General features: G+C 61.1%; 12 protein-coding genes. 11 read left to right on the top strand and 1 reads right to left on the bottom strand.

Translation table 11 applies throughout. The features are described from left to right. Nucleotides 1-4 precede the first annotated feature (4 nt). The 7 genes from G485_RS0113960 (at nucleotide 5) to G485_RS0113925 (ending at nucleotide 9446) form a co-directional block, all read left to right on the top strand. Nucleotides 5-4531 carry a DEAD/DEAH box helicase gene (locus G485_RS0113960; RefSeq protein WP_035156254.1) on the top strand — a complete coding sequence of 1509 codons (4527 nt, stop codon included), beginning with the start codon at nucleotides 5-7 and terminating at the stop codon, nucleotides 4529-4531. Between the two features lie 51 nt (nucleotides 4532-4582). Beyond that, nucleotides 4583-5176 carry an APH(3') family aminoglycoside O-phosphotransferase gene (locus G485_RS26525; protein WP_338027755.1) on the top strand — a complete coding sequence of 198 codons (594 nt, stop codon included), beginning with the start codon at nucleotides 4583-4585 and terminating at the stop codon, nucleotides 5174-5176. A 274-nt stretch (nucleotides 5177-5450) separates the two neighbouring features. Beyond that, nucleotides 5451-6971 carry an argininosuccinate lyase gene (argH, locus tag G485_RS0113950; RefSeq protein ID WP_027093060.1) on the top strand — a complete coding sequence of 507 codons (1521 nt, stop codon included), beginning with the start codon at nucleotides 5451-5453 and terminating at the stop codon, nucleotides 6969-6971. A 712-nt stretch (nucleotides 6972-7683) separates the two neighbouring features. Beyond that, nucleotides 7684-7959 carry a dienelactone hydrolase family protein gene (locus G485_RS29965; protein ID WP_156922353.1) on the top strand — a complete coding sequence of 92 codons (276 nt, stop codon included), beginning with the start codon at nucleotides 7684-7686 and terminating at the stop codon, nucleotides 7957-7959. Nucleotides 7960-8135: 176 nt separating this feature from the next. Next, nucleotides 8136-8432, top strand: coding sequence for a hypothetical protein (locus G485_RS26520; RefSeq protein WP_205620151.1), 297 nt, complete (start codon nucleotides 8136-8138; stop codon nucleotides 8430-8432). A gap of 24 nt (nucleotides 8433-8456) precedes the next feature. After that, entirely contained in the window at nucleotides 8457-8906 is a 450-nt protein-coding gene (locus G485_RS0113930; RefSeq protein WP_027093058.1) for a GNAT family N-acetyltransferase, read from the top strand. A 192-nt stretch (nucleotides 8907-9098) separates the two neighbouring features. After that, nucleotides 9099-9446, top strand: a complete 348-nt coding sequence (locus tag G485_RS0113925; RefSeq protein WP_027093057.1) for an antibiotic biosynthesis monooxygenase family protein — start codon at nucleotides 9099-9101, stop codon at nucleotides 9444-9446. An 8-nt stretch (nucleotides 9447-9454) separates the two neighbouring features. Here the strand turns inward: G485_RS0113925 and G485_RS0113920 are convergent, their stop codons facing one another. Then, a complete protein-coding gene (locus tag G485_RS0113920; RefSeq protein ID WP_035156272.1) occupies nucleotides 9455-9970 on the bottom strand; it encodes an ankyrin repeat domain-containing protein in 516 nt (171 codons plus the stop codon). Nucleotides 9971-10155: 185 nt separating this feature from the next. Between G485_RS0113920 and cysK the strand changes: the two genes are divergently transcribed. From cysK to G485_RS28440, 4 genes are all read left to right on the top strand, one after another. Further along, the gene (gene cysK, locus G485_RS0113915) at nucleotides 10156-11088 is read left to right on the top strand and encodes a cysteine synthase A (protein ID WP_027093055.1); all 933 of its coding nucleotides are present in this window, start codon (nucleotides 10156-10158) and stop codon (nucleotides 11086-11088) included. A gap of 72 nt (nucleotides 11089-11160) precedes the next feature. Continuing rightward, nucleotides 11161-11727, top strand: a complete 567-nt coding sequence (locus G485_RS0113910; protein ID WP_027093054.1) for a GNAT family N-acetyltransferase — start codon at nucleotides 11161-11163, stop codon at nucleotides 11725-11727. 49 nt (nucleotides 11728-11776) lie between these two features. After that, on the top strand, nucleotides 11777-12496 hold the full coding sequence (locus tag G485_RS0113905; RefSeq protein WP_027093053.1) for an AAA family ATPase: 720 nt from the start codon (nucleotides 11777-11779) through the stop codon (nucleotides 12494-12496). 155 nt (nucleotides 12497-12651) lie between these two features. Continuing rightward, on the top strand, nucleotides 12652-13794 hold the full coding sequence (locus G485_RS28440) for a GNAT family N-acetyltransferase (RefSeq protein WP_051318279.1): 1143 nt from the start codon (nucleotides 12652-12654) through the stop codon (nucleotides 13792-13794). Nucleotides 13795-13891: the final 97 nt, after the last annotated feature.

Genomic DNA, 13891 nt, shown 5'->3' with positions numbered 1-13891 from the left:
AGCGATGCAAGTGCCATCCGTCTCTCTGCGGTCGTTCCATCCGCTGCTGGCCGACTGGTTCGCGGATGCGTTCGGGGAGCCGACCGACGTGCAGCTCAAAGCCTGGAAGAGCATCCAGGACGGCCGCCATACGCTGATCGCCGCGCCGACCGGCTCGGGGAAGACGCTGGCCGCGCTGCTGCCTTGCCTGGACGGCATCGCCAAGTCCGCGTCATCCGAACCTGGCGTGCGCGTGCTCTATATTACGCCGCTTAAGGCGCTCAACAACGATATCCACCATCACGTGCTTCAGTTCGTCGACGAGCTTGAGGCGCGCGCGGCGGCCGAAGGCCGCGATTGGCCGGGCATCCGCAGCGCCGTGCGGACGGGCGATACGAGCCCGAGCCAGCGCAGCGCGATGCTGCGGCGTCCGCCGGACGTGCTCGTGACGACGCCGGAATCGCTCTTTCTGCTGCTCGCCTCGGACAAAGGGCGCGCCATGCTGCGCACCGTCCGGCAGGCGATCGTGGACGAAATCCACGATCTGGCGGCGGGGAAGCGAGGCGCGCATTTGGCCTTGTCGCTCGAACGGCTCGAGGAAGCCTGCGGCCGGCCGGTTCAGCGGATCGGCGTGTCCGCGACGCAGAAGCCGCTCGAGCGGGTGGCGCGCTTCCTCGGCGGCTGGGAGGAACCGGCCGGCGGGAAGGCCGGGCGCGAGGGGGGCGAAGAGAAGGCGGCGAATGCCGTGCTGGCGCCGGGTGAGTCGCCGGCGCAGCCCGGCGTCATAAGCGGCGCGGCGACCGAGGCGGAGCCGGGCGGATCTCCGGCGCATCCGCTGGGCTACCGGCCGAGGCCCGTCGCCATCGTCGAGAGCCGGATGAGCAAGAAGCTGGCCGTCTCCGTGACGATGCCCGACCAGAGCCGTCCCGTCCAGACGAGGGAAGGGGTCTGGCTGCCGCTGCTCGACCGGATCCTGCAGCTGATGGAGGGCTCCCGGTCGGTGCTCATCTTCGTCAACAGCCGCCGCCTGTGCGAACGTCTCTGCTTGCGTCTCAACGACCACGTCGGCTATGAGCTGGCCCGGTCGCACCACGGCAGCGTGTCGCGCGAGCGGCGGCTCGAAGTCGAGCGCCTGCTCAAGGAAGGCCGCCTGCGCTGCATCGTGGCGACGTCGTCGCTGGAGCTCGGCATCGACGTCGGACACGTCGATCTGGTCATCCAGATCGACTCGCCGCTCAGCGCGGCCGGGGGCATCCAGCGCATCGGCCGCGCGGGGCACGCCGTCGGCGAAGCCAGCCGCGGCGTCATTCTGGCGCGCTCGAAGGGACCGCTTCCCGAGATCGCGGTGCTCAGCCGGCAGATCGCGGACCGCGACATCGAGGAGATCCGGATTCCGTACGACGCGATGGACGTGCTGTCGCAGCAGATCGTGGGCATCGTCTCCGAAGGCGAGTGGCGGGTCGATCGCCTCCATCGGCTGATCGCGCGAAGCGAGAACTACTATTCCTTTTCCCGGGAACGGCTCGAAGAAATTTTGCAGGTGCTCGCGGGGCTGTACCCGTTCGTGCGTCCGCTCGTAGACTGGGATCGGGAGCGGGATCTGCTGACGAAGCGCGCCAATACGGCGATGGCGGCCGTAACCGGGGCGGGCACGATTCCGCAAAGCGGCAATTATCCCGTCCATCACATCGACAGCCGCGTCCATCTGGGCGAGCTGGACGAAGAGTTCATCCAGGAGAGCCGGGTGGGGGACGTGTTCCAGCTCGGCACGAGCTCCTGGATGATCCGGGAGATCCGGCAGGACCGGGTGTACGTCTCCGAAGCCGCCAACCGATTCAGCGAGGTGCCGTTCTGGCGGAACGAGGCGGGCGGCCGATCCCATGCGCTGGGCGTCCGGGTCGGCGCCTTTATGCGGGAGCTGGGCGAGCGCCTTCGCCTGGAAGAGACCGAAGGCGAGCAAGATCGCGATGCGCTGGAGGAGACGCTCGAGTGGCTGAGCGCCGGCTTCGGCATGGACCGGGAGTCGGGAAGCCAGCTCGCCGCGTTTGCGCATGCGCAGCAGCGGTTCTGCGGGCTGCCGACGGACAAGCGCATGATCGTCGAATATTACCGCGACGTTATGAACCAGACGCATGTGATCGTGCACAATTATTTGGGCCGGCAGGCGAACCGCGCCTGGCAGCTCGCCATCGAGCGGCAGTTCGAGAAGCTGCTGCCGTATCGGCTGTACGGCAACGCCAAGGATGGCGGCATCGAATTCGTGCTGCCGGAATGGGACGCCTCTTGGCTGCAGGCGATTCGCCTCGTCACGCCGGCCAACCTGGAGGAGCTGCTGACGGAGGCGGTTACGGGGTCGCCGCTGCTGGCGCTCGCGTTCCGGCGCATCGCCGAGACGTCGCTGTTGCTGTCGCGAAGCTTCAAGCGAACGCCGCTCTGGCAGAAGAGGCTGCGCGGCGAAGAGCTGCTCCGCTCGGCGCTGCCGTTCGCGGAGCGTTTCCCGTATTTGCGCGAGGCGATGAAGGAATGCCTGTACGATTATTTGGACTACGCGGCATTGAAGCGCGTCCTTGAACAAATCCGGGACGGGGACATAGAGCTTGTCGTCCGGGAGACGCCGCACCCGTCGCCGTTCGCGGCCCAGTTTATCGCCGAGTACGTGAACATGCGCATATACGAAGGAGAAGGCGTGGACGAGACGATCCGGCTGCAGCTGCTGAACGCGAGCAAGGAGCTGGCCGGGCAGTTGTTCGGCGAAGACAAGCTTACCGGCGCCGTCCGGCCCGAGGTCGTCCGGGAGGAGAGCCGCAGGCTGGCCGAACCGGAGCGGAAGCCCCGCAACGCCGACGAGCTCTATCGTCTGCTCAAGGAGCGCGGCGACATGACCGCCGAAGAGCTGGGCAAGCTGGCCGGCGGCGGTCCGGCGCTCGGCTGGCTGGAAGAGCTGCGGGAGAGCGGTCGGGCGGTCCCCGTCGATCTGACGGGGGACGGGGAATACCGCTGGATCTGCGCCGACGAACGGCCGGTCTACGCCTCGTTCCCGGAGTCGCCGGATTCCGTAGCGTTCGTCGTCGGGCGCTACGTCGAGCACGTGCTCAGCTTTACCGAGCCGGAGCTGTGCGAGCGCTATCCGCAGCTGACGTTCGCGGACGCTCGCAGGATTGCGGACGAGATGCTGGCGAGCGGGCGGATCGAGCGCGCACCGCATGCCGCGGACGAGAAGGAGCGGATCTGGACGAGCGCGAACGTCGCCTCGCGTCTCATCCGTCTGTCCATCCGCGAAGTGAGAAGGGAGGCGCGTCCGGCCGATCCGGCCCGCTGGTGCGGGCAGATCGCCATGATGCAGCATGCGCTGCAAGGCAGGCAACTGCAGGGGACGGAAGGCTTGCGGCTCGTCATCGAGAGAATGCAAGGCTTGTTCGCGCCGCTGTCGCATTGGGAGACGATTCTGTTCCCTTCCCGGATGAGCCGTTACCGGAAGGAGGATCTGGACCTGCTCTGCGCATCGGGCGAGGTGATCTGGCTCGGCAAGAAGGAGGAAGGCGACAAGGAAGGGAGGGTCGCCTTCTTCCTCGCGGAGTCCAAAGCGCTTTACGCCCCGTATGTAACGGCCCGGGACCGAGCGGAGACGAAGCATCCCCGGCTGCTGGAAAGGCTGCAGAGCGGCGGCGCCAACTTCCTGACGAAGCTGAGCCGGGAGGAAGGCAAGCTTCCGTCCGAGCTGCTTCCGGACTTGCTCGATCTCGTCTGGGAAGGCCGCGTCTCGAACGACCAGTTCGCGCCGCTGCGGCTGTCCCAGGTCGCCAAAACGCGGAAAGGAACGGACAAGACCGGGTCCGGCTTCGGCCGCTGGTATTGGACGGGAACGCTGGCGGACGAAGCGGAAGCGGGGGGCGAGCCGGGCGGCGGCAAGGGGATGGAGCAAGCGGCCGTCCATTGGGCGCATCACTTGCTTCAAAGCTTCGGGCTGGTGAACAAGGACCTCGTCACGGCCGTCTCGCCGTTTGCGTGGGACGATTTCTACCCCGTGCTGAAGCGGCTGGAGGAATGGGGAGCGGTCGTTCGCGGCGTTTACATCGAGGGCGATCCGTCGTTGCAATTTACGACGCGTGAGCTGGCCGAGGCCGTCCGTCAGCCGCTGAACGCACCCGAAGGGGACGCCGTCACCGTCCTGTCCGCGGCCGACCCCGCCAATCCGTACGGGCTGCTCGTCGGTTGGCCCGACTCGTCCGGCGGCGCCTCGTTCTCCCGCAAGCCGGGCAATTATTTGATTTTGCAGGGCGGCCGCTGCACGTTCTGGATCGAGAACAACGGCCGCAGAATCTATACGCTGAATAGGGGCGGGGACACTTCCCCTTCCGATTCCGATTCGCCCGCGAAGCAGGCGGCGATGCTTAAGACGGCGCTGTACTCGCTGCTGCGCCGCCAGGGCATGGTCAAGGTCGTCATCGAGTCGTGGAACGGTCAGCCGGTCGCGTCGACGGAAGCGGGACGGCAGCTTCGGGAGCTGGGCGCGGAGGCGGACCGGAAGTCGCTCGTCTTCTGGGCCAACTGAAGACTCGTTAAGGAGGAGAGCCGATGGAAATGAAACGGCTGCTTTTTTGGACTGGCTGCAAGGCAAGCTTCCCGTGCCGGAAGTTCTCTACTATGGCGAGCGGGAGGGGGGCGTTGCCTGCTCATGTCCGAGATCGAAGGCGAACACGGCGCCAGCGACGCCTTGATGCGGGACCCGGAACGGCTGGTCCGCTTGTACGCCGAAGGGCTCAAAGCCGTTCATTCGGTAAGCGCGGCGGACTGTCCGTTCGATCGGAGACTAAGGGTGAAAATGGATGAAGCCCGAATACGCGCCGAGAGCGGTCTCGTCGACTCGGAAGATTTCGAGGAAGCGTACCGGGGGCGCTCGCCCTTCGAGCTGCTTCGGCTTCTGGAAGAGCAAGCGCCAGTCGACGAAGACCTCGTTTTTACGCATGGGGATTACTGTATGCCAAATTTCCTCGTCCGCGACGGGAGACGAAGCGGATTTATCGACTGGGCCGGAGCGGGAATCGCCGACCGGTATCAGGACCTGGCGCTTGCCGTTCGCAGCTTGCGTCATAACGGATTGGGCGATTATGCGCCCCTTTTCGCCGCAACGTATGGTCTTCCCGAGTTCGATCCGGGCAAAGTCGAGTTTTATATTTTGCTGGACGAATTTTTTTGATCGAGAGGGCTCAAAAGGGCGGAAGCGGCTTTCCGCGCTCGATCGCAGGAGGCGCACAGTTGCTTTCATGCGATGGCTGTGCTATGATTCGGTTAAATTCCAAGCGGAATGATGCGTTTTTTTGCTTCGATTCTACCGGAAAACCGGAGACCCGTATAAGCGGAGCTCCGGTTTTGTTCTATCGGGGAGCCGTTCCGTACGGCGTGAGCTTGCGTAGACTAGCTTGGGAGCAAACCGGTGCAAAACGACGACGGGACGACGGGAGGAGAAGACGTTGACGAGACGATGGGGCGATGCGGAGCCGGAGGGAACGTCGTTTCCGGGCAAAACCTACGCGGAGGCGGTGCTGGAGCCCGCTTACAACCAGGCCAAGCGAGAGCTGCTCGGACCGATGCTGGCCGTCGACAAAGCGCATTTGATCATGCTGTTCGAGCAAGGCCTTATTCGGGAGGAAGAAGCGGTTCGAATTGCGGAGGCGTTACGCGGGCTGGATCCGGAACGATGGAGGAATTCCGTCTATACGGGGCAATTCGAGGACTTGTTTTTCGAAGTGGAGCATGAGCTGCTCGCGCTCGCCGGCGAAGCGGCCGGCAATTTGCATTTGGCGCGCAGCCGCAACGATATGGGCATCGCCATCTACCGGATCGCGCTTCGCGACAAGCTGTTGACAACTATCCGGTCCGCGCTGCGGCTGCACGGGAGCTTGCTCGACTTCGCCGCCCGGCACGCCGGAACGCTGATGGTCGCTCACACGCATACGCAGCAGGCGCAGCCTACGACGCTCGGCCATTATACCGCCGCGGTCGGCGATTCGCTGGAGCGGGATCTGAAGCGGCTGCGCGCCGCGTTCGCCAACTGCAATCGAAGCAGTCTCGGCGCGGCGGCGCTTGCGACGTCCGGATTCGCGGTCAGCCGGGAGCGGGTGGCGGAGCTGCTGGCTTTCGACGAGGTGATCGAGAATGCGTACGACGCGGTCAGCGGCGCCGATTACGTCGGCGAGACCGCAGCGGCCGTACAGCTTGCCGCCATTAATTTGGGCCGCTTCGTTCAGGATTTGCTGCTCTGGTCCACGCAGGAGTTCGGCGTGCTGCGCGTGGCGGCGCCGTATGTGCAGATCAGTTCGATCATGCCGCAGAAGCGCAATCCGGTGTCGATCGAACACGCGCGCTCCCTGCTCTCCAGCGCGGCCGGCGATGCCGCGACTGTGCTGAACATGATTCACAACACGCCGTTCGGCGATATAGTGGATACGGAAGACGATATGCAGCCCTACGCCTGGAAAAGCCTCGGCACCTTGGAGTCCGTCTACCGGCTGCTGTCAAAAGTGATCGACACAGTGGAGGTCGACGCGGAGCTTCTTCGGCGGCGTGCGCGCAGCAGCTTCGCGCCGGTAACCGAGCTGGCCGATACGCTCGTGCGAACGGAGCGGCTGTCGTTCCGCACCGCCCACCGCATCGTCAGCCGGGTCGTGGCCGCTCTGACGGAGCGGAACGCCTCGATCGAAGGGCTTACGTTGGAAGCTTTGAACGAAGCCGCCCGAAGCGAGCTCGGAAGAACGCTGCTGCTGACGCAATCGCAGTTGACGCAAGCGCTCGACCCCGACCATTTCGTGGAAGTCCGGCGGCTGCGCGGAGGTCCGAACGCCGAAGTGCTCGGACGCGCGTTGAGAGAGCAGGCGTCCCGCCATGAAGAATACGCCGCTTGGCTGAACGAGAAAACAAACGCCATCGGCAAAGCTTTCGCCGGGTTGGACGACACGTTGGCCGCGTTGTCGAAAGCGGCGCCGAAGCGATGAGCACGTCTCTTACCGGATTATGATTTTTTCTTGCAATGAAGCAAAATAGATGATCATGTACGAGCGGAGCTCAACGTCGTTTATCGGCGTTGGCTTTTTCGTACGGCGAACAGTGTCCAGCGCGTCTGTGGCGTTGCATGACGACGGTCGAACCCGCGCATCGCAAGCCGGACGCGTTTTTATATTTCCATGGCAGCTTAGCTTGGAGCTATTGGAGCTTAACGGCCCGTCGATCCGTTATTTCGCCGTCCGAAGCCAAGCGGGGAGTACCAGCGGACCGTCGATCCCTTATTTGCTTGATAGGGGGCTCCATTCGAAGGAAAACAGGCCGATAACGGATCGTCGGTCCGATAGCGTTCAGATCATGTAGTTTTTTCGGCAGATAGCGGACGCTGTGTCCGTAAGAGCGATCGGCTGCTTCGCGGGATGCAGAAGGGCCGGGAACGAACTCCCCGGATGCAAAGCTTCTTCGTCGTTCGAGGACGATGCAATCGTTTTTTCTTGTTAGTCTGACAGAAGGGGATAGGAGCATGGGCGGAATGCGGATGGAACGAACGAAGAACGGACCTGCGCCGGAAGCGCTGGTCGTTTTGCTGCATGAAATTTACGGAGTCAACGATCATATCCGCTTCTATGAACGAAGGCTGCAAGCGGAAGGGATCGCCGTCGTCGTCCCGGGTTCGAAAGCGCAGCGTCGGAGGCGGCCGCGGTCATCCGAACGAACCGCCCGAAGGCGCGGCGGATTTACGCGGTCGGGTTCAGCATCGGGGCGACGGTGGCTTGGCTTTGCAGCGGGGGTGCGGAGCTGGACGGCGCGATCGGCTTTTACGGTTCGAGAATCCGCAGCTATATGGACGTAACGCCCCGTTGTCCGACCCGTTTGTTTTTTTCCAGGGACGAGCGGCCGTACTTGACCTTGGAGACGACCGATGCGCTCGGGAGCAAGCGCGGCGTCTCCTTTGAAGCGGTAGATGCCGGGCACGGATAGATGAATCCATTCGGCGGCCGATACGATCCGGCTCTGGCGGAGGAAGGCTTCCGCCGCTGCGTCGAAGCGATTCGGGGCGAAGCTTTCTGTTAAAAGATCGTTACCATTCATGGGGATGAATGGTATATTGGTTTTATTGGGCGTTTTCGAGGCATACCGACAAGGAGGAAGCGCATTTGATCCGAACGCTGTTGACGGCGGGCTCCGCTTTGCTCATCTCGGGGTCGCTGCTGCTCGGCTTCGTCATGCTGGCGGTGGCGAATTACGTCCCGGCGATGACCGGCTGGAGCGATCCGCCGGGCAAATTTTCGACGGCCTTAAGCGCCGTAATGGCACGGGCCCCGTTTATTGTCGCCATCGTCCTGATGGCGATAGGATTGCTTCTCTTGATCGCCGCAGTCGCGATGGAATTCCAAGCGTTCGACTGGCCCAACAGGATCCATAGAGAAACCCATGACGAAAAAGCGAACTAGAACAAGTGAAAAGAGGCGGGAACGATGACGAACGTTCGAATCCGGCAGGCGACGATCGAGGACTTGGAGTCGCTGGCCGCGCTTTTCGACGAATATCGCGTTTTCTACGAATCGGAATCGGATTTGGACGGGGCTAGAGCGTTTCTCTGGAACCGGTTCGAGCACAACGAATCGGTCATTTTCATTGCCGAAGCGGGAGAGGAAGCGGCGGGCTTCGTCCAGCTGTATCCTTCGTTCTCCTCGGTCTCGATGCGGCGCATCTGGATTTTGAATGACTTGTTCGTTCGGGAGACTTACCGCGGCCAGCGGATCGGAGAAGGTCTTCTGAACGCGGCCAAACGGTATGCCGTTCTGACGAAGGCCAAGCGGATCGAGCTGACGACGGCCACGACCAACGAGAAGGCGCAGCGGCTGTACGAGAAAAACGGCTACGAGCTCGATCGCGTTTTCCTGAAATACTCGTTGAGCTTGTAGATCCCGGATCGCGGAAAAGGGGGTTCGGCGATGGAATGTCCCTATTGCCGGCACGATGTCGAGATCGCGAACGGCAGGTGCCCGGTTTGCAAGGAGCGCTTGTACGAGGTGTCGGAAGAAGCTGGGCACCGTTCTTGATGTTCTTTTCGGTGGCTGACAAAGGCTTAAAAGCTCGCAGAGGAGGAATTTGAATTGGGCTTTATCGCGAAAACGCCGGAACCGCCCTACTACGTCGTCATTTTTAGTTCGGAACGGACGGAAGGCGACAACGGCTACGACGCCATGGGCAACAAGATGGAGGAGCTGGCCAAGGAACAGCCTGGTTTTCTGGGCGTGGAAAGCGTCAGGGACGTGAACGGCAACGGCATAACCGTGTCGTTCTGGGAATCGGAGGAGGCGATCCGCAACTGGAAAAATCACGCCCTGCATCGGATCGCGCAGCAGAAAGGCCGCTCCGAATGGTACGAACGCTACGGGCTTCGGGTCGCCAAAGTCGAACGCGAAGCGTTCTTTGACCGGGAAGAGCAGCGAAGCCCGTAAGGTTCCGTTCACACCAGGCCTGCTCCGTGCTCGCGAAGCAGAGCGGCAACTCGGCGATTGCCTTGCTTCTCGGCCAGCGACAACGCCGTCTCTCCGCTCCCGGACGTCGCGCGGACGTCCGCGCCGAACGCGATGAGCATCCGGATCGTCTCGACCAGATCGTCGTGATAGGCGGCCGTATGCAGACACGTATGGCCGTTGCTGTCGAGCAGATCGGTTCTGGCTCCGCGTTCGAGCAGCAGCCGAATGACGTCCGCGTTCCGTTCTCCGGCGAGGGCGGCGTGCAGCGCCGTATTGGACGGGATATACGCGATTTTGGAATGCGAGATCGCGTTGACGTCCGCGCCGCTGTCGAGCAGTGCCAGCACGGCGTCTCTGTGGCCGAAATGCGCCGCGTAGCCCAGCAGCGTGAGCCCGTCGCTATTTTCGGCGTTGGCCAAACCCGGGTCCGCTTTTAACAGCGCCTTCAGCCTTTCGGCGTCTCCTGCTTGTGCAGCTTGAAAGCATTCGTCGACGATCGTCATGCTCTTCCCTCCGGCTTCGTTAAGGATAAGCGGCAAGTTCCTGAACACTTCCTTCGGTGCCGGCGGTTCGTTCTCCTTCCTTGCCGGAACCGGGCCGATTTGTTTTTGGCTCTCGGGCATGTTAGAGTTTTAATTGCCAACTGTAGGAGTGGAATTTCAACAATAACGGAGGCTGCAGCCGCAACATGACCAGAATTGCCAAAAATTTGACGGAATTGATCGGGAATACGCCGCTTCTGGAGCTGTCCAACTTCAACCGGCTGAACGGGCTGGAAGCGAGAATCGTCGCGAAGCTGGAATATTTCAACCCGGCGGGTAGCGTCAAAGACCGCATCGGCTACGGCATGATCAAGGATGCGGAAGAAAAGGGGATCATCAACAAGGATACGGTGCTGATCGAGCCGACGAGCGGCAACACGGGCGTCGGGCTCGCCTTTGCCGCGGCGGCGCTCGGATACAAGCTGATCATTACGCTGCCGGAGAGCTTCAGCATCGAGCGGCGCAAGCTGCTGCTCGCGCTCGGCGCCGAGCTCGTGCTGACGCCCGCTATCGAAGGGATGGCCGGCGCCATCCGGAAAGCGGAGGAGATCGCGGCGGAGACGCCGAATTCGTACATTCCGCAGCAATTCCGCAACCCGGCGAACCCGGACATCCATCGGAAAACGACGGCGGAAGAAATCTGGCGGGACACCGGCGGTGAAGTGGATCTGTTCGTCGGCGGCGTCGGCACGGGAGGCACGATCTCCGGCGTGGGCGAAGTGCTGAAGCAGCGCAAAAGCTCGATCCGCATCGTCGCCGTCGAGCCGCACGATTCCCCGGTGCTGTCCGGCGGAACGAAGGGTCCGCACAAAATTCAAGGCATCGGCGCCGGCTTCGTGCCGGACAACTTCAACCGGCAAGTTGTCGACGAGATTGTCACGGTGAAGAACGAGGAAGCCTTCGAGACGGCCCGTTCGCTCGCGCGCAATGAAGGCTTGCTCGTCGGCATCTCCTCGGGAGCCGCTACTTATGCCGCGCTGCAACTGGCGAAGCGCCCCGAGAACAAGGGCAAGACGATCGTCGTGCTGCTCCCGGACACGGGCGAACGCTATCTGTCCACCGAATTGTTCGCTTTCTGACAACAAGACTTACGAACGAAGACAGCTGCGAATCGCGTAGCTGTCTTTATTTTCCGAGAGGAGGAATTCGAATTGTTCGCCATTTTACATACGGAAAGGCTTGTGCTGCAGCCCGCGGACCGGTCCAAAGCCGGCCAGGTGCTGGACTACATGCTCCGAAACCAAGCGTTCCTCCAGGAGTGGGAGCCGGCCCGGTCGCCGGATTTTTTCACGCTGGAGACGCAGCGGGATTTAATCGCGGGAGATCTTCTTCAGATGGAAGCCGGGCAGCTCGCCAAGTTCTGGATGTACAAGCGGGGAGAGCCCGGGCACATCATCGGCTCCATCGCCCTGAACAACATCGTCAGGGGCGCGTTCCAATCTTGTCATCTCGGCTATCGCCTGGATCATGAAGAGGTGAGCAAAGGCTACATGACGGAAGGCGTCGCGTGCATCGTCCGTTACGCCTTCGAAGAGCTGAAGCTGCATCGGATCGAAGCCAACATCATGCCGCGCAACGCCGCCTCCTTGAAAGTCGTCGAGAAGCTCGGATTTCGTCCCGAAGGCTTGGCGAGAAAGTATTTGCGGATCAACGGGAAGTGGGAGGACCACATCCATATGGTGCTGCTCAACGAAGCGTTGGAGGAGGAAATGGGATGATCGGACTCCTCGTCGTCTTGGCGGCCAAGCCGAAACGGGTGCGATTGACATGTATTTGCGGGAAGTGAAGCTGCTAAGGGAGAAAATAACGTCGCCGGACCGGTATCCTTTCAACATTCCGTCGCTTCGCAGCCTGGAGTCGCTGCCGTTTCGCAAGAACGTGACGTTTTTCGTCGGCGAGAACGGTTCGGGAAAGTCCACCCTGCTGGAAGCGATCGCCTATCAGTGCGGGTTCCACACGGGCGGAGGCGGACGGAACAACTACTACGAACTGGCTTCGTCGGAAGCCTGGCTCGGCGATTACATTCGGTTGTCTTGGCTGCCCAAGGTGAACAGCGGTTTTTTTCTGCGTGCGGAATCGTTCTTCCAATTCGCCAATCATATCGACGAGGTCGCGAGGGAGGACCCCGGCGTTTATGAGGCCTACGGCGGCCGATCGCTTCACGAGCAATCCCACGGCGAGTCGTTCCTCGCCCTGTTCCGGCACCGGTTCGGCCGCAGCGGCATTTATCTCTTGGACGAACCCGAAGCCGCGCTGTCGCCGGCCCGGCAATTGGCTTTTCTCAGCATTCTCCACAAGCTGCAGCGGAAAGCCCAGCTTATCATCGCGACGCATTCCCCGATTTTGCTGGGGTACCCGGAGGCGGACATTTACAATTTCGACGCGCAGCCGATCGGCCTGATCGAATATGAAGAGACGGAACACTATCGAATCAGCCGGAGGTTTCTCGAGAATCGGAAATTTTATCTGAAGGAACTGCTGGATTGAAACGAACGGGAACGGAAAATAGACGGATTGGAAAACGAAGGATAACACGAACTGAAGGAAATGAACGATCGGGACCGGGAAGCGGCCGTGCAATGAACGGCGGTCCGCTTGCGTTTTTACCGCCGGTGCTTAAATGGGGTAAAAGGGGCGGTTTGATGGAAATCGTCTTTATCCGGCACGGCCAGGGAGAGCATAATTTGCCTGTGCCCGACCGTCTGAACATGGCGCATCCCCGTTTGACGGCCGAAGGAAGGCGTCAAGTGAGCCTCTTAAGAGGACTTTTTGCCTTTAGCGATCGGGAGCTATTGATCATCAGTCCCACCGTCCGAACGATCGAGACGGCGAACCTGCTGACGGAAGGGATCGAGCGGCCCCGGAAATTCATCACTCCGCTAGTCGGCCCCCGCATATTCCCCTATAAGCCCGAATGGAAAACATTCGTCTGCGACGAGCACTTGATGCTCGAAGAAGTTGCGGCATACGATTCGAGTTTCATCGCGTTGGACACGGCAAATGGGGGGCTATGGACGGAAGGCATCAATGAAACGGAGGAATCCCGATTCGAGCAGCGGGGCCGGTCGTTCATCCGGCGGCTCGGGACGCAGAGGGCTAATCGGGCGTTTATCGTGACGCATGACGGAACGATAACGAGCTATCGCAAGCTTCTGGGCGAGCGGGACTTGACCCGAACGGATTTTCTGGGAGAAGCCGGCTGCTATTCCATTCGATTCGACGAATGCAGGATATCGCTAGACAACGGGGAGGTGCCACCAATGAAATCCGAACTCGCGCATCGAACGGTAACGAACGCCGATCTGGGCGTCATCAGTTCGTTTCCGCAATCGGCGGAGGAGCTTTTTTATATCGGTCCCAAATTCGTTTATCCGTTAACGCCCGATCAACTGCTGGCGAGATCTGCCGAGCGGGCGAGTCACACGGTCGTGATCGACGCTGCAAACCGCCCGATCGCCTACGCGAACCTCTACGATTTGAACGTGGAGCCGTCGTCCTGCTGGCTGGGGAACGTCATGGTATCGCCGGATCATCGGGGCCAAGGCGTTGCCGCTTTTCTGCTCGATACGATGATGAAGAAAGCCCGGGAAGAGCAAGGCATGCGTACAATGAAGCTTTACTGCCATAATCCGAATACGAGAGCGCTGTTGTTTTATACGAAGATGGGATTTCGGCCATGTGTCAGCAAGCGGATCGAGAATCAGGAAGGCCGGCCGATCGTGGCGATCGAGATGGTTAAAGAGCTGGGGGGATGGATCGGACCGACATGTCGACGGAGAAATTAATCGAAACGCTGTTTTCGTAAAGATTGTGGTTTTTGAATAAATTTTGTTATTTCGCATATTCTGTTAGAATAGTAATGTAGTGTAAATAATAAAAATG

It is taken from the genome of Cohnella thermotolerans DSM 17683, assembly GCF_000429825.1.
Lineage (GTDB): Bacteria > Bacillota > Bacilli > Paenibacillales > Paenibacillaceae > Cohnella > Cohnella thermotolerans.
This window is presented reverse-complemented; position numbering and strand designations above follow the sequence as displayed.